The following is a 17,860-nucleotide window of genomic DNA, read 5'->3' as shown; positions in this document are numbered from 1 at the left end:
CGTGGTGAAAACCGGCTATTTTTATATCCAGAAGTCCTTAGCGTTGTAAATCTGCGTTTTGCTGGCGGTACCCCATTTGGGCAAAATTCGGCCAGGTGATGTCATTACAGCCTCAGGTGAAGTGGAAAATGCTTATAGCAAAGCTGGGGTGAATTTTTACATTGTGAGAAAAACGTATCAAAACCAGCAAGGAGAAACGGTTTTGATCAGCCGCTCCACGATCATTGAAAGGCATTGAGAGGAGGTAGTGACGTGAACGTTGGCTATGAATGGAGACCTGTGGAGAAAGGGAAGATCAATCACACCCAGCTGGTTCGATACGCAGCAGCATCCGGTGATTTTAACCCCATCCATACGGTTGTGCCCTTTGCTGAAAAAGTAGGGCTTGGCGGAGTCATTGCGCACGGGATGATGATCATGGGATTTATCGGTCAAGCTATCGGGGTTTGGTTCCACCCCGATCAGCTGCTCCGTTTTTCCGTTCGCTTTCAAGCAATGACGCTTCCCGGCGAGTCGATTACCATCAAGGGAACGGTAATTGGTGAGACAGATAACACTTGGAAATGTCAGGCATTCGCGGTAAATGAAGAAGGAGAGACGAAGGTAAGTGCCTTATTCGAGGTCAAGAAGGCGTAATGTAGACGTATAGAGTACAAAACGGATGGAGGGAGATTGACCCGGCGTTGACATCATGTTCAGGCTCTCAACAAACCTGACTAGGGAGAGGTTGTATCATGATTATTACAAAAGGTTTATTGCGTAATGTCCAAACCCGACCGGAAAAGATCGCAGTCATTGACGGTGACAAGCAGTTTACGTACCGTCAGCTGGCAAATCGATCCGCACGATTGAAGGAAGCGCTACAAAAGATGGGCATTCAAAAAGGAGATCGAGTCGCTGTATTGATGCTGAACAGCTTTCGTTATCTGGAATTGATGTACGGTGTTACAGCCTTGGGTGCTTTGATCGTACCCCTTAACTATCGTCTGTCGCCTGAAGAATTGATGTACATCCTCCAGGATTCGGGTGCCAAGGTCCTCTTTTTGCATCGGGAATTTGTGAAAGTGGCTCCCTTGTTGAAAAAGGAGGTGCCATCCCTGCTCCATTACGTTCTGGCAGAGGATGAGGAGATTCGTGAGCTTGGGCTCGAATCCTATGAGGACTGGATTCAGCAGGCGACCGATCAGCCGTTGCGCTACGCTGACGATTTGCATGAGGACGATGTAGCTGGCTTGTTCTACACGGGAGGGACGACTGGCCGCGCCAAAGGAGTTATGCTAACCCATCGCAACCTGATTAGTAATTACTATCACGCCGGAGTTCTGAATCATCAAAATCCTGACAGTCGTTTTTTGCATGCTGCGCCGATGTTTCATTTGGCAGACGGCATGTGCATGATCAGCATCACCAATGCAGGAGGCTCGCATTGTGTGATTCGCGCCTTTTCTGCGAAAGGGTTCATGAAAGCGGTGGATACATACAAGGTGACGAATACGTTGCTGGTACCCACCATGCTAAATATGGTGTTGAATGATCCGGATTACAAAGCGTATGACCTTCACTCCTTGGAGAGAGTGACTTATGGTGCGGCACCGATGCCATACGAGCTATTGAAGCGAGCGATGCAGGAGTTTCCCAACATCAAATGGACCCAAGGCTACGGGATGACCGAAGCCTCTCCTGGAATCTCTCAGCTCAGTCCGGATTATCATGTTCTCGATGATTCGGCTAAAAATCAGCGACGTCTATTTTCGGCAGGTCATGCAGTCATGGGCGTTGAGGTGCGCATCGTCGATGAATTGGGAAATGAACTTCCTGTCGGCCAAGTCGGGGAGATCATCGCACGGGGTCCGAACATCATGAAAGGGTATTGGAATTTGCCTGAGGAAACGGCAGCAGTCTTGAAAAACGGCTGGTACCACACGGGTGATATGGGCTATCTGGACGAGGATTACTTCCTCTATGTCGTGGATCGTAAAAAAGACATGATTATTAGTGGGGGAGAAAATATTTACTCGCCAGAGGTAGAAAACATCATCTATCAACATCCGGATGTAGTGGAGGTAGCCGTGATTGGTGCCCCTGATCCAACGTGGGGAGAAATCGTTTTGGCGGCTGTGGTGAAAAAGAAAGGCAGTCAGATGACCGAGCAAGAGATAGTGGATTTCATGCGTGGCAGGGTGGCCAGCTACAAAATCCCGAAAAGGATTGAATTCATGGAGGAGCTGCCGAAGAGTGGTGCCGGAAAGATTTTGAAACGGCATCTGAGATCCCTTTATTGGAAAGACATGCCGCGTCAAGTGAATTGAGAGTATGCTCCTGTTGTGAACGCAATCGCAGCAGGAGCGTTTTTTTCTACTCCAAAACAGAGATATAAATATCTACCTGACTGTTGGCAGGATCGATGCAGCGCTCATCGTAGACCTCAAAATCCGTCAGGAAAGCCCGCTTATGTGTTTTGGACCATTCCCAGATGTAAGCCCAGGCTTCTACCACAATTTCGGAGACAGGCCCTTTTCTAGTAGTAAAGACGACATACGTGCCCTCTGCCACACTATAGCTGGTCATTTCAGCTGGAAGCGGATCAGTGGGGGCGATCTCTGTTCCGATTCCAAAGGTATAGGAACCCGTTTCGTCCGATTCATATTCCGTGTAAACAGCTAGAATGGTATCGCTTTTTCTGGATGGAAAAGGCTCAAGTGCACCCTCACGGAAAAAAAGGTCCCATTGCGCAGGGATGACGCCTACGCCATTCATCTCGGCTTCATTGGTTGTTTTTGCTGATCGGCAAAGATATGTGAATCCCTGTACCTTCTTGGGATCACTGACTAGGATGTGCTGGGACAATGTGTTCTCCTCCTGTACAAACATACGTTCTGTTATTTAGATTATAAGGGGATTATCTAGGAAGTTCAACCGAGGAATTATAATATTTGTCATGAAAACTTGTAGAAATGGGTCATTAACCCAGCTATAATGGTAATAAAATGAATATTTTGATTATAGGCCGACAACGGTGTCGGGTTTAATGAAGAATGCTTGCTGTGAGTTCAATCGTATGGGAAAAGTGAAGAGAGCGAAGCAATGGTGCTTTTTTATGCTGCGGGTTATGGAATCCCGTCAGCATGGAATAGCACTTTTTTTATTGGGAGTCCACTGTTTTCTACTTATCGAAGAAATGGGAGAGGGTGTCTGCATGAAGCTGTCCTGTGTGATACGTAAACAGCAATATCAATTTGGCTCCGTACGTGAGGTGCTTGCGAAAGCTAGTGAAGAAAAATCAGGAGATCAAATGAGCAAGCTGTCAGCAAACTCTGCCTTGGAGAGAATGGCTGCCAAAGTGGTTCTAAGCGAAATAATGCTAAGTGATATCTATGAGAATCCCGTAATTCCCTATGAAAGGGATGAAGTAACACGCGTCATCTATGACGATATCAATCTGTCCGTCTACAACGAAATCAAGGGATGGACGATTGGCGAGCTGCGTGAATACATCCTATCCTTTTCATCGGGGATGCCAGAGCTTACACGAATAAGCCGGGGACTAACCAGTGAAATGATCTCCGCTGTTGCCAAATTGATGTCGAGCATCGACCTGGTCCTAGCTTCACAGAAGATGCGTCATCAGGCTTACTGCAACACCTTGATTGGAGAGCCGGGCCGACTTGCTTTCCGCTGTCAGCCCAATCATCCGATTGATGATCCAGAGGGTATTATGGCTTCGATCAAAGAAGGACTTTCTTACGGGTCAGGGGACGCCGTGATTGGCATCAATCCAAATAATGATTCAGTTGAAAGCGTTACCAAGCTGCTGAAGATGACGCATGATTTTATGCAGCGTTGGCAGATTCCTACGCAAAACTGTGTCCTCGCCCACATTTCGACACAGGTGCAGGCCCTGCGAGGTGGTGCGCCCATTTCTCTCCTCTTTCAAAGCTTGGCAGGCTCGCAGAAAGCCAATGATGCATTTGGAGTCAATAAAGAAATTCTCGATGAGGCAATGGAGCTGATGCTCCGCTATGGCACCGCTTCAGGCCCCAATGTCATGTATTTTGAAACAGGTCAAGGCTCAGAAGTATCCCTCGATTCGCATGAAGGGGTTGATATGCAGACGCTGGAATCCCGAACCTATGGCTTCTGCCGCCATTGGAAGCCTTTTATGGTGAATAATGTTTCGGGCTTTATCGGTCCAGAGACCTTGTATGATGGCAGGCAGATGATTCGCGCTGATCTGGAGGATTTGTTCATGGGCAAACTGCATGGGTTGCCGATGGGAATAGCCCCTACCTATACGAATCACATGTATGCGGACCAAAATGATCAGGAGATCGCCGGAATGCTGACTGCATTGGGCGGGGCGAACTTTTACATGGGCGTTCCGGGCGGAGATGATGTCATGCTCAGCTATCAGGATACGAGCTATCATGATGACGCCAGTCTGCGAGAACTGTTGGGTTTTCGACCTTTGCGCGAATTTGAGAAATGGTTGGAGAAGATGGAGATCATGGAGAATGGTCGATTGACGGAGCGGGCTGGGGACTTATCCATTTTTGACTGAGCGTCAGGGGAGGGAACAAGGGATGAAACAGGTAAACCTGGATCATTTGGTCCAAAGAGTGATAGAGGAGTTATCCAAGAAAAATGAACATCTGGAAAGCATCCATTTCCCAGAAGATAAACAAGCGGGAGTCCCAAAGCCGCATAATCCGGAAGTCCTGGAGCGAGCCATGAGGAGGACTCCTGCTCGCATCGGGATTGGGCGGGCTGGTACGCGTATGAAAACGACGAGCTATCTGCAATTTCGGATCGACCAAGCTGCTGCCCATGATGCTGTCATGAACACGATTGATCCTTCCTTGATTGAGGATTTGGGACTTCCCGTCCTTCATACCAGGGCTGCCGATATGCAGGAGTACTTGATGAATCTGGATTCGGGACGCTTTTTGTCAGAGGATTCGGTCCGTTGGCTGGAGAAGCATGGGGAAAAAAACAAGGATGTGCAAATCATCATATCCGATGGACTTAGTACGTCAGCATGTGAAGCCACCATTCCGGACTTGTTGCCAGCGTTGCTGCAAGGTTTGGCTTTGAAAAAAATTCAGGTTGCAAAGCCGATTTTTATCCATCGTGGCCGTGTCTGGGTGCAGGATCATGTAGCCTCTATCGTGAAATGTAAAGTGGTCATCTCCCTGATTGGTGAAAGGCCTGGCCTTGCCACCGCAGAGAGTCTGAGCGCCTACATGATTTACAAGCCTGATCATCATACCGTAGAGTCAGACCGCACCGTCATCTCCAATATCCATCGCGGTGGCACTCCGCCGATCGAAGCAGGGGCATATTTAGCAGATGTACTGGAGGAAATTTTACGTTTTCAGGCAAGTGGTGTAAAATATGCGCAGCTTCGAGCAAAATAACAAGTAGATTCCTATTGGCAGTTCCTGCTATCATGCACTAGAATACAAGGAGATCAACCATTTTTCATGAGGAGTTGCTACGCATGAAGGAGCCAAACCAAAACGACATCGAAGCTACCGAAGGCAAAGGAAAAATCAGTCTGCAAGAAGCGATCAAGCGCAAAATGGCTGAGAAAAAACAGGCACAATCGAATGGGAATTCTTCCTTCCAGAACCAAAAGTCGGCCAATCAAACAATGAAAAGCCAGCATACGAAGAAACCAAACAATCAACGCAGACGTACGGGAGTCTAAAAAGCAGGTAGAAGAATCATGTCAAAAAATGCTGAAGGAGCCAATCCCTCAGCATTTTTTTCATGTCAAGGAAGGTGAACGTCATGGACCCTGCCACCTTTTTCGATAGGCGAGGGGAGTCATGTCCACGCGTTTTTTGAACAAGTCAATAAAATGGCTGACGTGATCGATCCCGACCTCGAACGCGATAGCAGCTACGGTGAGATCGGAGAATGGACGTAGAAGACATGTTTGCGATAAGCGGTGACTCACCGTCGGACCCGATCGCCAAAAAGCCTACTGACGAACAGCTTGAATGGTCTTGCAGGGTAGCTGCTGCACAGGAAAAGCTGGTTCGACATTACGATCTGGACGCATTGACTTATTATTATCACGGCGCATCTGGGAATCCTTATGAGAAGCTGCAGGCAGGCTTCATCGTGGGCCATTCGCTACTTACTGCAAAAGGGATTCCTTGTGCAGGAGAGGGAGATCTCAAGACAGCCATCGCGATGAAAATTTGTGATTCACTCGGGATTGGCGGTAGTTACTCCGAGATCGTCGTCGTGGATTATGAGGATGAAACAATCCTGTTGGGACATGACGGACCGTTCCATATGGCCATCTCAGAAGGCAAACCAATATTGCGAGGAATGGGACTTTATCACGGGAAACAGGGAACTGGCGTATCGGTTGAAGCAAAAGTAAAAAAGGCCCGGTGACGACGGTTAACCTGACACAGACTGGCGAAGGCAAGCTGAAGATGATATTTAGTGAGGGAGAATCCACCAACGGACCGACGATGAAGATAGGCAATACCCAGACTCCCGTGAAATTTCGTCAGCATCCTGACGAGTATATGGAACGTTGGTTTATGGAAGCGCCCACACATCACTGTGCGCTGGCGATTGGACACCACGCACGTCTGCTTCAAAAGGTTGCTCAGCTTATGTCGATCAAGCAGGTTACGCTGTAGGGAACGAGCTTACAAAAGAAAAACAAAAGAAATCCTCAAATTTCTTCCTATAGTAGCGGGTAAAACTGGTATAATCAAAGATATACAAAATAAAAAAGAACAGTCGACTCGCAAAACAAAAACGTGGCGTCCGCAATAAGGTACGGGAAAGAGGATGACGATGCTTGTAGCTGAGAGGCATGAAATGATTGTCCGTTTGGTAAACGACAGGGGCAGTATTCGAGTATCAGAATTGAGTGAGATTTGCAACGTGACAGAGGAGACCATACGTCGGGATCTGGATCGATTGGAGGAAGCGGGGCGTTTAATCAGGAGCCACGGCGGAGCAGTCAGCATCGCGGACCAGCAACCGGAAATTCCTTATCTAGAACGTGAAGTAACACGGATGGAGGAAAAGAAACGGATCGCCAGACAAGCTGTTGCTTATATTGAACCGCATGATAGGATCATTCTAGACGCTAGCACCACGGCTTGGTACATGGCGGCGATCGTACCAGATATTCCGCTTACCGTATTGACCAACTCCATCAAGGTTGCGATGGAGCTTTCCACCAAGGAAAAGGTGGAAGTGATATCGACGGGTGGAACGCTGGCACCTCGATCCCTTTCTTATCTTGGACCGAGCGCAGAACGGACATTGGATCAATATCATGTCGACAAAGCTTTTCTTTCCTGCAAAGGGGTCCATCTCGAACGCGGAATCAGTGAATCGAATGAATTGCAGGCTCTAGTCAAAAAGAAAATGATCGAGATTTCAGACAAAGTCTTTTTGCTGGCGGATACAAGCAAATTCGGTGTCCAGGCTTTTACCTATTTTGCCAAACTCTCAGAAATCGATGAGATCATTACGGATGACGAAGTCGATGAAGGGACCATTCGCCAATTGGAGGAAAAATCCGTAAAAGTGAAGGTTTCTCCATAAGTGACAAGGGACAAGGAATAAGTGCTTCAAGCATGGCAAAGGCGGAGGTGATGAAACCCTCCGCCTTTCGCATACACGTACTCGATTATTTGGCCAAAAGCTCTCGATCGGCTGAATCAACGGAAGCTTGCTTCGCCTTCGCTGCGATGCGATCTGGACTTTTGTAATAGATCAAAATGGCTGTCACAAGCAGGGCTATGCCATTCACGATAAAGACCACGCGGATCGGAATCAGTCCGCCCATTATCCCACCTAAAATCGGGCCCATCATTGTTGCGAGCTGTGTAGAGGATTGATTCAGACTAAACGCTCTGCCGCGAAACTCCGGCTCAGTCACTTTCACAATCATCGCATTGATAGAGGGGTAGACCGCCGCGAAAAACATGCCGTAGATGAAGCGCAGAATTCCAAATCCGTACAGATCCGTAAAGAAATATTGCAACAGATTGCCGATTGCACCGCCCATGAGTCCAATGAACAGGATCTTGGAAAATCCGATTTTGGACCCTAATCTTCCCCAGCGAGGGGAGGCAAGGACGGTGGCGATCCCTACGGATGCGAAAATGATACCCGCACTGAGAGACGCTTCTTGTTCGCTGACGCCGAGTTGCAATACATAAACCGTCAACAGCGGCTCAAGCAGCATGACTGAACAGGTGACCAGCATGCTGACTCCTAAAATAGACATCAGGGAGCGATTTGCCCAAGCAGCACGCAAGTCTTCACGTACTTTCGAGCGCGGGCCGGTGCGGTTGAAATTGGTTTCTTTGACAAAGAACGTGGCAATCATTGCAGCAACCAGTACGACAAATCCAGAAAAGATAAAAGCTTCTCGGTTTCCCCATAGATGACTGACAAATCCTCCGACAAGTGGTCCAATAATGCTGCCCGTTGCACCAGCAGTAGCCATGACTCCAAGCGCATAGCCGACATCCTTTTCAGGCGTATTGGTACCGACAAGGGCAATTGAGGCAGGAACGTACCCAGCGAGCAGTCCTTGGAAGATGCGCAGGACAATGAACAAGTAGGGATCCGTAATGAAATAGGTCAAGAAATAAAGGAGCGCCAGGCTGAATCCGGAGCGGATCAACATGGGCTTTCGTCCGTATTTGTCTGCTAGGGATCCCCAAAAAGGTGAAATCATCGCACTAGCGAGAAAAGTAATGCCGAAGGAAATACCAGCCCAAAGCTCCAGGTTTTCGTTGATACCCATCGAGGTGTGGAGAAAAATTGGTAAGAACGGGATCGAGATCGTGTACGCCGTGCTACAAAAAAAGACGCCTAGCCATAGTACAAACAAATTACGTTTCCAGGAAAAATTCATCCTTCCGTCACAACCTTTGCTGTAAAAAAGCAGGAAATACTATTGTGATCATTCTAACACTGTACGGAGAGGCTGACCAATCAAGAATAGTGATCGTACTAAAGCATAAATGAAATAAGTAAATCTATATGGCAAAAGCAAAAGGAAGACAGAAAAGACCTCCTCAGGTGCGAGGAGGTCTTGCTTTTAGTGAGCGGAAGGGACAGATATTCCGATCTGATCCACCAGTTTCTTGCTTTCTTCATTAAGCCCAGAGATGTTCACTTGTTTCCCTAGCTGTGCATATTTGGATGCTACCTTGGTAATGGCGGTTACTGCCGAATGGTCCCATACGTGAGAGCGGCTAAAATCAATGATGATCTGTTCAGGATCTTCCTGAAACTGAAATTGGTCGAAAAAATGTGTCATCGTACCGAAAAACAGCTGTCCTTTAATGACATACACTTTTTCACCCGTGTCACTGATGTACGTCGAAGCGTGCAGGCGAGCCATCCGCCATCCAAAGATAACCGCACTCAAGACCACTCCACTGATCACGCCTTTTGCGAGATCATGGGTGAGTACAACGATGACAACCGTGGTCAGCATGACAATCGAGTCCCCAACCGGTACCTTGCGCATATCCACGAGTGAGCGCCAATCAAACGTTCCGATCGATACCATGATCATAACCCCAACCAATGCTGCCATCGGAATTTGTTTGACGATATCTCCCAGTACAAGAATCAGGAAGAGTAAAAATACTCCTGCAACCAGCGTGGAAAGTCTTCCTCTACCACCTGACTTGACGTTAATCACGGATTGACCGATCATGGCACAGCCCGCCATACCTCCGAAAAAACCGGTTATGACATTTGCAATCCCTTGTCCTTTGACCTCTGTATTCTTGTTGCTGTTCGTATCCGTCATTTCATCCAGGATAGAAGCAGTCATCAAGGACTCCAGAATTCCAACCAATGCCAAAGGAAAGGAGTAGGGGAGAATGATGAGCAACGTTTCCAGAGTAAGCGGTACAGCGGGCAGGTGAAACAGTGGCAGGGCGCGCGTAATCTCTCCCATATCGCCTACTGTTCGTAAATCCCATCCCGATATCATTACGATTGCGGTCATCACGATAATAGCAAACAAAGCAGATGGAATCGCTTTGGTCAGTCGTGGAAGCAGGTAAATGATGGCCAGAGTAGCTGCCATCATGGCATACATGATCCACGATGCTCCTAGAAAATGTGGGAGCTGGGCCATAAAGATCAGGATGGCCAGGGCGTTGACAAATCCAATCACCACGGATTGGGAACAAAGGTCATGAGCCTTCCAATTTTCAAAGCCCCAAAAACCAATTGCAAAATACCAGTCAATACGGTTGCTGCAAATAGATACTCAATCCCGTGTTCCTTTACCAGTGTGATCATCAGGAGTGCCATTGCTCCTGTAGCAGCCGAAATCATGCCTGGTCGTCCACCCACAAAGGCGATGGTCACCGCAATGCAAAAGGAAGCGTAAATACCCACCATCGGATCAACGCCGGCAATAATGGAGAAGGCGATGGCTTCCGGAATCAATGCGAGAGCAACTGTAATGCCAGCTAATACATCCCCTCTCACATTGCTGAACCATTCGCTTTTCCAGTGTTGCATATTCAATACCATAACCTCTTTCTCAGTGAAGTGTTGACTTTCCCCTTTCAGAAAAGTCGGGGCCGTTATATCCAGAGCTTGATTATAGGGAAAAAAACAAATTTTATCTACCCGAAATTACAATTTACCTGCAATACACGTTTCAGCGGTTTTTATGGAGAAGCGGTAACTACACTTAATCGGACGCTAGACAGGCTTGTACTTCTTATTTTAAAGTATAGGGAAGAGAAAATTGGAATGATCTGGTTATTTTGCATCGAGAAGAATGAATTTAATAAGAGGAGGGAAGTGTTTCGTTTTGTTCAGTCCAAATGCCAACGAGCTGTTGGGTGCGCAGATTAAGGAAGAGGAATTTATACGCGCACTGGAACAACAGGAATTCTTGCTCCTCTTCCAACCTCAAATCGAATTAGTTTCAGGGGAATTGATCGGAGTTGAAGCGTTGATTCGGTGGGAACATCCTGAAAAAGGGTACTTGCTGCCGCATGCTTTTCTTCCTTTTGCAGAAGCCTGTCACGCCATTGTTCCTATGGGAGATTGGGTGTTGCGAGCGGCATGCAAGCAGAACAAGGCTTGGCAAACAGCTGGCCTACCGCCGATTGTCATGGCAGTCAATCTATCTGCCGTTCAGTTCCTGGAAACGGATATAGTACATACGGTTCAATCTGCTCTGGAAGAGAGTCAATTGGACCCGCAATATCTGGAGCTGGAAATTACGGAGAGCATGATCGTGGATGCCATGCATTCACTCGTAGTCATCCAGAAACTGAAACAACTCGGTGTAAAGATCAGTATTGATGATTACGGCACTGGTTACAGTTCGATCCGTGATCTGCAGCGGCTGCCCATCGATAAATTAAAAATGGATCAGTCATTGATCCATGAAAGCACAACAGACGAAATCAGTATCACGAAAACGATCATTACCATTGCCAGAAGCCTCCGCCTGCAAGTTGTTGCAGAAGGTGTGGAAACGGATGAACACATGGAGATGTTGAAAGAGAACATGTGTGATCTGGTACAAGGTTATTTGATCAGTGTTCCAGTCTCTGCAGAGGAAATGCGGCGGATCTTGGAACAGCAGCAAGTCTTGCTTCAATCCACTTGGGAAGAAGATAAGCAAAAGCAGTCTGTCATGTTTGAGGCTTTATGTCTGGCCAGACAAAAGCTGCTCCAAACCTTGCGAAAGCAACAGGGGATGACCTTTACCACGATAAAAAACGAGGATCGTTATATCATCACGCTATGCGAAGGGGAATTACTCTACAGACTTGGATTGGTTCCCGAACAAGTCGTCGGCAAAGAATTGTTTGATTTTTTATCGGCGCAGGATGCCGATCGAAAAATCAGATATATCGATAGAGCATGGAATGGCGAGGAAAATGTCAATTATGAAGGGGCGCTAAACGGCGTACACTATCTTGCTTGTCTGCGTCCGATGTACGTGCAGGATCAGGTAAAGGAAGTGGTTGCTTACTGTGTCGATATAACAGAGCGAAAAATTGCAGAGGAGGCTTTGCGCGAGAGCGAAGCCAATTACCGGTTGATAACAGAAAACATGTCGGATTTGGTTTGCGTTCTCGATCATCAGGGTAACATCACATACGCATCTCCAGCCGTTTTTTCCGTCCTTGGCTATAAACACGAAGAAATGAAAGAGCATCATGTTTTGGTTATGGTAGCTGCGGAGCACAAGGAAAAAATGTCCAGTATACTTGCCGAAATATTCAATCAAAAGCAAGCTCGGCATATCAAGTTTTCAAGTATACATCGAGACGGTTCCAATCTCATTCTGGAAGCGAAAGGTACACCCGTCATGAGTGAAGATGGAAACGTAGAGAAGGTCATTCTGGTTGTTCGTAATATTACGTATCAAGTACAGGTCGAGGATTTTATCCGAAAAACAGAAACGTTATCGGTGATCGGTCATCTTGCAGCCGTTCTTGCCCATGAAATCAGAAATCCTGTCACATCCATCAAAGGATTTGTTCAACTGTTAAAAGGAGAACACAGTAAACAGGAGTATTTCGATATTATGCTGGCGGAGTTTCATCAGCTTGAAAAAATTTTGCGCGAATTTATCTTTTTGACCCAGAGGCAGTCGAATCATTTTGAGGCGTCAAATATCTCACACATTCTGCTACAAGCGATCTCTGATCTTGATGAAAAGGCAAAGCAAGGACAGGTATGTATCGTGAATGAATGTACGGAACCCGTCAGTATCTGGTGTGATTCCAGCCAGATCAGGCATGTTTTCGTTACACTGATATCCAATGCGATTGATTCCATGCCGAATGGGGGCGTCGTCCGCATCATTCAACGACTGGAAGGGGATGATCAAGTTCTCATTCGTATTGTAGATCAAGGGTGCGGGATGAGTGAAGAGCGGCTCCATCGTTTGGGTGAACCCTTTTACAGCACGAAGGAAAAGGGGACAGGTCTTGGATTAATGATTAGTTACAAAATCATTGAATATCATCAAGGGGTTATCCATTTTTTCTCCAGTCCGAATCAAGGAACTACAGTAGACGTATATTTCCCCATAAATCAGGTCCGATCAAATCTATGATCGGACCTGTTGTCATTTAAGATTCCTTTTCAGCTTCAGGGAGCTGGCCAACTTCTTTTTGGATGGCATTCAAGAAGCGCACCCATGCTTCCGGCAAAGTTGGATTTTTCATGGGCTCCTCTTGAGCGTGATCGTCTTTTTCTGGTTGTTGATTCAACGGTTTCACCTACCCCCTCGTATCCATCCAATCATGCCGCAGGGTGAACAGTTCGCGAAGCTCTGTATTCGTCAGCTCCGTGATCCAGTTTTCGCTGTTGCCTACGATCTGCTGGCTTAACGATTGCTTTCGGTCAATCATTTCATCAATACGCTCTTCGATGGTTCCAAGCGATATAAATTTGTACACGTGAACATTGCGCTTCTGTCCGATGCGATGGGCTCGATCTGTGGCCTGATTTTCGACAGCCGGATTCCACCAACGATCCAAATGAATCACGTGATTGGCTTCCGTCAGGTTCAGTCCGGTACCTCCCGCGCGCAGGGAGAGGATGAAAATGGCGCCACGTTCCTGATCCGTTAGGGTTGAGTCCTGAAAAAGCTCAATCATCTCATCGCGCTTTTCCTTTTTGGTGGATCCATTTAGGAAGAAAACGGGACCGTAGCCTTCCCGGGTAAGAATACGCTGGAGCATGGATCCCATTGCAATGTACTGGGTAAAAATCAGGCAGCGTTCGCCCTTATGCCGGATGTCCCCAATCAGCTCCAACAATCGTTCCAGTTTATGGGAACGCTGAACGTCATCTGCTGTCGTGACCTCGTTTAGGATGAGCGAGGGATGATCACAGAGCTGCTTCAGTCGTGTAAGTGTGGTCAATATGAGGCCACGACGTTCCATTGCCGTTGAGTTTTCCACACGCGCAAACATTTCCTGGATAGTTGTTTCATACAAAGCGCCTTGTTCGGCAGTTAAAGGAACATATTCCTTTTGCTCATTTTTTTCAGGCAGATCCAATTGAATGGACGGGTCAGTTTTGACGCGACGCAGCAAGAAGGGCTGGATCAATCGCTGTACTTGAGCAATCAATTCTTTATTTTGATCGCGTTCGATCGGTATCACGAAGCGTTGGTTAAATTCGCCCAAGCTGCCCAGATACCCAGGATTTAAAAAATCAAAGATCGACCATAATTCGGTTAGGCGGTTTTCAATAGGCGTACCAGTCAAGGCAATATGATGATGGGCACGCAGGTCGCGAACAGCGGAAGCTTGCTTTGTATAAGCATTTTTGATGTTTTGTGCCTCATCCAGACAGATGGTATTCCACTGGATGCCAGACAGCTCCTGTTCATCCAAATGAGAGAGCGCATACGAAGTGATGACCAGATCAGTCCCATCGACTGCCGGCAAAAATGCTTCCCGCTTCTTTCGATGGTTGCCATAGTGAATATACACATTCAGGGTGGGGGCAAACCGTTCCAGTTCTTTCTGCCAGTTCCCGATCACCGATGTGGGACAGATGAGTAAAGAAGGAGTCTGCGTCTCTTGATTTTCTTTTAGTTGAAGCAAATACGTGATGAATTGAACCGTTTTACCCAATCCCATATCATCGGCAAGACAGGCTCCCAGTCCAAAACGGCGCAAGAAAAGAAGCCATGAGCTACCCTCAAGCTGGTATTTTCGCAACGTTCCCCGAAACGTCGCAGGCTGAGGGGAGAGCGGGATGCTAGTCATTCCCTGGAGCTGTGTCATCAGGTCTAGCAATTGTTTGTTCAATTCCACTTCTACGGACAAGGAGTACGGTTCGTCTGTATCCAGCAAGGTATCCGCATCTTGCCCTTCCGGAGTAGCGGTCAAATGCAGCTTCATCACATCACGCAGGGATAAATGCTGTTTACCTCTGTTTTTCTTCAAGGTTTCCTGCAATTGTTGAAATAAATCAGGGGTTAATTGTACCCAGTGACCTCTGATTTTCATCAGGCGCTGCTTTTGCTTGAGCAATGACTCAAATTCATCTTCGCTTAATTCCACGGGGCCAAGGGCGAGCTTCCACTCAAAATCCATGACTTGAGAGATACCCAAAAACGACTGGCGGGAAGTACCAACTGACGAGCTTACTTTGGCCTTCAGTCGAGGTTTGATACGCCTAACCTGTTCCCACCATGCTGGGAGGAAGACGTGAATTCCTGCTTGAACCAACTGTAGACTGCTGGAGGTTAAAAAAAGCCATGCTTGCTCGTTGTTCAGTTGGGTAAGGGGAGTTGAGCCCGTTTCCCGAGCAGCATACCAGGGGAGAATCTCCTTGCACTTTTGCAAATCGTTCAAGAATCGGCTCCAATGCTCCCGCCACGCCTCTGGAATATCGGCTAGACTGCCACCTTCCACAGAGAAATAGGAGGGTTCAATCATAAATAGCTGGTCTGGCTTTTCACGATCCTGCAGGTAATATTGTAATGACCAGTCTCCAAACGTATCTTCAGCTTCTGTAATCTGCAGACAGGTACGAAAGGGAGTGAGATCGGGAAGCCAGCCGATCGACTGGAGCCACTCCTGCTCCCGCAGATGAGGGGACAGCTCCTCGCCGGTCATGGTGAGCGCAGGAAAATGAGATTGTAGCTGTTCCCATGCGCGAGCTACTTCCCCTTCACCAAACATCATTTCTTCGAGTAGTAGGGATAGCCATAGGCTGGCGTAGCTGGGCAAGGCGACGTCTTGCTCCTTCAGCTTCCAACCAGGGCGGCCTTTTCGCCATTGCAACAGATCAGGAATGATCGCTCGGTTTGCCAGACTTCGATGGATGAGTTGAGCCGTTTGGTTATATTCCTGATATGTATCGCTAAAGGAGTAAGTAACGTGGCTAAGCCACTTGGGGTTAGAAAATAAGGTGAAGGCTTCCTTCGCGCTGAGTACCAAGCCTTCATCCGTTTTTTGAATGAACGTACCGTAGTACGATTTTTCATCCCAGGCAAAAAGGATTCGTGCCAGCTCCTCAGTATCTATTGGGTGCTCATACGATTCTTTTCCGGTAATCAGGAAAGTGCCATCTGCCATCTGTTTCGCATCAAGATTGAGTGTCATCACCTTACTCATAGATTCAGATTTCCTCTCCTTAACTCCTCTTGGAAAGCTCGCAACCGATTATACTTGGTTGATAATTGATCCAGATAGCTTCCCCAATGAGCTTCTTGATTGACCTTGCTGTATATGGAACGCACCTTTTTTAGCAGCTTGATCGCCTCTTTATAGGAAGTCCTGCTCCGTTCTCCGATCAGTCGATTGATTTCCTGCAAATAAAAGGGGAACAACAGGTGAGGAGCAGCCTCTTCGACTTGTTTGATTTGCCAAGCCTGAATGTCTGTAAAGGGAACCCGATAGGAGAGCTGCAAGTCCACCCAATCTTTATATTGCTGGTTCTCGTACAGATAGCTCGCGTATTCCTGAAAACTTCCTGGTAAAAACTTCTTGAGCTTTTTCCCGCATTCTTGACCGCGTCCGAGTTGCCTCATCGCTTCTCGCCATACAGTTGTAACAAGACGATAATGCTGAGCATCTGCTTCGCCGACCAGACGTTCCAGTCGATCGATCCACGCAAGGAAACGAGGCCAGTCGTTATTGCGAGCAAATGATTTTACATACGGTAGATAAAACGTCAGACTCAAGCGTTCGTTTGGTAGCCAGATGTCCAAAGCAGCTTGATCTTCTTTCATCATCACAAGAAAATGTCCGAGAAGCATGCGGTATTTTTCCTTCTCTGCATCTGTAGTCTCAGGAAGATGGATCAGCCTATTCAGCTCATTCGCTTCTTCTGTTGTCCATTCCGGCTTTTGCAGCAGCTCCCACCAGAGCATTTGATAAGCATAACTCCAATAAAGAGAGGTAGGCTCCATGTATTTCCATGTCTGGACCAGATTCTTGGTTTCCTCCAGGTCCGTTAGATCTGTCGCAAAAAGCTGCTGAGCATCCAAATAGTAGAGAATGCCCTCTAGCTGCAACAGCAAGCGCTCAGCAGTCTGAGACAAATCGTGAAACCAGTAGGACTGGCGTTTGGTTTGGACGAACTCCTGCAATTTCAACAGATGAAAGAGCGTAGCGTGCACGGCAAAGAGCTGCGCACGATTTTCCGGCCATTTTGATGCAATTCCCAGGATGTTTTCATAGCTTGAGAGCAATTCAGAGGAAGCGCGAAAGCTTTCCATAGCAGCGAACAAGTTGCGCGTCCAGCTCTCTAAGAATGTCCACCATTGATTGACGCTTGATTCTGGCTGCAGGGGAGAATGCAAGCTTTCAGATGTTTCGCTTTGTGTTAAGTTTCGGATTCCGCTTTTAAAGGCGGGCGCAAGCATGGACGGCGAGTATTTAGCCAGTCTGGGCTTCTGCGCACGAGTTAAATAATGACGAGGGTTATCAAAAACGCTATACATTTGAAAAAAAGTGGCAGCTATATGCTTGCAGAGTCTGGAGTAAGGACACGTGCAGGTACTTTCCTGAACCACATCGAGATGAAGGGAAACATGATAAATCTGCGTACCCTGTACATCGCTCTTTAAAAGCTTGCCATCCTCCACACGGGTGTTAAACACGACTCCATTCGAAAAATACGTATATCCTCGTTCCAGAATGTGACCTTCCATCAAATCGAGTATGTGCTCGCCTGTCTGAATGGCTTGTTCTCGTGTAAGCTCTCTTTGCAACATCTCGTCAGGTCCTCCGTACAAAGTGTCATCCCACCATTATAACCCAAAAAGGACGTCATCTGCCCAGTATCTAAGTGTATTTTTGCAATCGAAGTTCCTCCTGTTTCTGGTATTCATATG

General features: G+C 47.3%; 15 protein-coding genes and 1 pseudogene. 9 read left to right on the top strand and 7 right to left on the bottom strand.

Annotated elements, in window-relative coordinates; translation table 11 throughout:
* The first annotated feature begins 252 nt into the window (after positions 1 to 252).
* Both JZI27_RS13005 and JZI27_RS13000 read left to right on the top strand, forming a co-directional pair.
* Positions 253 to 636: a MaoC/PaaZ C-terminal domain-containing protein gene (locus JZI27_RS13005; RefSeq protein ID WP_280207747.1), complete on the top strand. Its 384-nt coding sequence runs from the start codon at positions 253 to 255 to the stop codon at positions 634 to 636.
* 98 nt (positions 637 to 734) lie between these two features.
* Positions 735 to 2,309: a long-chain-fatty-acid--CoA ligase gene (locus JZI27_RS13000; protein WP_251244885.1), complete on the top strand. Its 1,575-nt coding sequence runs from the start codon at positions 735 to 737 to the stop codon at positions 2,307 to 2,309.
* A gap of 46 nt (positions 2,310 to 2,355) precedes the next feature.
* Here the strand turns inward: JZI27_RS13000 and JZI27_RS12995 are convergent, their stop codons facing one another.
* Positions 2,356 to 2,847 (bottom strand): GyrI-like domain-containing protein, encoded by a 492-nt coding sequence (locus JZI27_RS12995; protein ID WP_251244886.1) that lies wholly within the window; start codon positions 2,845 to 2,847, stop codon positions 2,356 to 2,358.
* A gap of 349 nt (positions 2,848 to 3,196) precedes the next feature.
* Between JZI27_RS12995 and JZI27_RS12990 the strand changes: the two genes are divergently transcribed.
* The 3 genes from JZI27_RS12990 to JZI27_RS12980 all read left to right on the top strand — a co-directional run bounded on the left by JZI27_RS12990 (position 3,197) and on the right by JZI27_RS12980 (position 5,707).
* Positions 3,197 to 4,558 (top strand): ethanolamine ammonia-lyase subunit EutB, encoded by a 1,362-nt coding sequence (locus JZI27_RS12990; protein WP_251244887.1) that lies wholly within the window; start codon positions 3,197 to 3,199, stop codon positions 4,556 to 4,558.
* Positions 4,559 to 4,580: 22 nt separating this feature from the next.
* A complete protein-coding gene (gene eutC / locus JZI27_RS12985; protein WP_280207746.1) occupies positions 4,581 to 5,414 on the top strand; it encodes an ethanolamine ammonia-lyase subunit EutC in 834 nt (277 codons plus the stop codon).
* Between the two features lie 83 nt (positions 5,415 to 5,497).
* Positions 5,498 to 5,707 (top strand): hypothetical protein, encoded by a 210-nt coding sequence (locus JZI27_RS12980; RefSeq protein ID WP_280207745.1) that lies wholly within the window; start codon positions 5,498 to 5,500, stop codon positions 5,705 to 5,707.
* 81 nt (positions 5,708 to 5,788) lie between these two features.
* Here JZI27_RS12980 and JZI27_RS25050 read toward each other — a convergent pair whose 3' ends face one another.
* Positions 5,789 to 5,959, bottom strand: a complete 171-nt coding sequence (locus JZI27_RS25050; protein ID WP_481752809.1) for a helix-turn-helix domain-containing protein — start codon at positions 5,957 to 5,959, stop codon at positions 5,789 to 5,791.
* Here JZI27_RS25050 and JZI27_RS12975 point away from each other — a divergent pair.
* From JZI27_RS12975 to JZI27_RS12965, 3 genes are all read left to right on the top strand, one after another.
* Positions 5,920 to 6,408, top strand: a complete 489-nt coding sequence (locus JZI27_RS12975; RefSeq protein WP_280207744.1) for a hypothetical protein — start codon at positions 5,920 to 5,922, stop codon at positions 6,406 to 6,408. The two genes, JZI27_RS25050 and JZI27_RS12975, sit on opposite strands and share 40 nt — an antisense overlap.
* Positions 6,405 to 6,662: a hypothetical protein gene (locus JZI27_RS12970; RefSeq protein WP_251244889.1), complete on the top strand. Its 258-nt coding sequence runs from the start codon at positions 6,405 to 6,407 to the stop codon at positions 6,660 to 6,662. The genes JZI27_RS12975 and JZI27_RS12970 overlap by 4 nt, the downstream gene beginning before the upstream one ends.
* A 160-nt stretch (positions 6,663 to 6,822) precedes the next feature.
* The gene (locus JZI27_RS12965; RefSeq protein ID WP_122908205.1) at positions 6,823 to 7,584 is read left to right on the top strand and encodes a DeoR/GlpR family DNA-binding transcription regulator; all 762 of its coding nucleotides are present in this window, start codon (positions 6,823 to 6,825) and stop codon (positions 7,582 to 7,584) included.
* 85 nt (positions 7,585 to 7,669) lie between these two features.
* On the opposite strand, the gene JZI27_RS12960 is transcribed toward JZI27_RS12965, so the two are convergent.
* Positions 7,670 to 8,908, bottom strand: a complete 1,239-nt coding sequence (locus tag JZI27_RS12960; protein WP_251244890.1) for an MFS transporter — start codon at positions 8,906 to 8,908, stop codon at positions 7,670 to 7,672.
* Positions 8,909 to 9,094: 186 nt separating this feature from the next.
* Positions 9,095 to 10,554: pseudogene (locus tag JZI27_RS12955) on the bottom strand (SulP family inorganic anion transporter).
* 286 nt (positions 10,555 to 10,840) lie between these two features.
* Between JZI27_RS12955 and JZI27_RS12950 the strand changes: the two are divergent.
* Positions 10,841 to 13,111, top strand: a complete 2,271-nt coding sequence (locus tag JZI27_RS12950; protein WP_280207743.1) for an EAL domain-containing protein — start codon at positions 10,841 to 10,843, stop codon at positions 13,109 to 13,111.
* A gap of 16 nt (positions 13,112 to 13,127) precedes the next feature.
* On the opposite strand, the gene JZI27_RS12945 is transcribed toward JZI27_RS12950, so the two are convergent.
* From JZI27_RS12945 to JZI27_RS12935, 3 genes are read right to left on the bottom strand one after another with little or no spacing between them, the layout of a single operon-like run.
* Complete coding sequence (locus JZI27_RS12945) at positions 13,128 to 13,277, bottom strand: hypothetical protein (RefSeq protein ID WP_251244893.1); 150 nt, start codon at positions 13,275 to 13,277, stop codon at positions 13,128 to 13,130.
* Positions 13,278 to 16,136, bottom strand: a complete 2,859-nt coding sequence (locus JZI27_RS12940; protein WP_280207742.1) for a DEAD/DEAH box helicase — start codon at positions 16,134 to 16,136, stop codon at positions 13,278 to 13,280.
* Positions 16,133 to 17,740, bottom strand: coding sequence for an SWIM zinc finger family protein (locus tag JZI27_RS12935; RefSeq protein WP_280207741.1), 1,608 nt, complete (start codon positions 17,738 to 17,740; stop codon positions 16,133 to 16,135). The genes JZI27_RS12940 and JZI27_RS12935 overlap by 4 nt, the downstream gene beginning before the upstream one ends.
* Between the last annotated feature and the right edge of the window lie 120 nt (positions 17,741 to 17,860).

It is taken from the genome of Brevibacillus sp. AY1 (assembly GCF_029870785.1).
Classification (GTDB): domain Bacteria; phylum Bacillota; class Bacilli; order Brevibacillales; family Brevibacillaceae; genus Brevibacillus; species Brevibacillus invocatus.
This window is presented reverse-complemented; position numbering and strand designations above follow the sequence as displayed.

Excerpts from the sequence above, each read along its gene's own strand:
- JZI27_RS13000 (WP_251244885.1), top strand. The coding sequence starts at position 735 with ATGATTATTACAAAAGGTTTATTGCGTAATGTCCAAACCCGACCGGAA.
- JZI27_RS12990 (WP_251244887.1), top strand. The coding sequence starts at position 3,197 with ATGAAGCTGTCCTGTGTGATACGTAAACAGCAATATCAATTTGGCTCC.
- eutC (WP_280207746.1), top strand. The coding sequence starts at position 4,581 with ATGAAACAGGTAAACCTGGATCATTTGGTCCAAAGAGTGATAGAGGAG.
- JZI27_RS12980 (WP_280207745.1), top strand. The coding sequence starts at position 5,498 with ATGAAGGAGCCAAACCAAAACGACATCGAAGCTACCGAAGGCAAAGGA.
- JZI27_RS12975 (WP_280207744.1), top strand. The coding sequence starts at position 5,920 with ATGGACGTAGAAGACATGTTTGCGATAAGCGGTGACTCACCGTCGGAC.
- JZI27_RS12965 (WP_122908205.1), top strand. The coding sequence starts at position 6,823 with ATGCTTGTAGCTGAGAGGCATGAAATGATTGTCCGTTTGGTAAACGAC.
- JZI27_RS12960 (WP_251244890.1), bottom strand. The coding sequence starts at position 8,908 with ATGAATTTTTCCTGGAAACGTAATTTGTTTGTACTATGGCTAGGCGTC.
- JZI27_RS12940 (WP_280207742.1), bottom strand. The coding sequence starts at position 16,136 with ATGAGTAAGGTGATGACACTCAATCTTGATGCGAAACAGATGGCAGAT.
- JZI27_RS12935 (WP_280207741.1), bottom strand. The coding sequence starts at position 17,740 with ATGTTGCAAAGAGAGCTTACACGAGAACAAGCCATTCAGACAGGCGAG.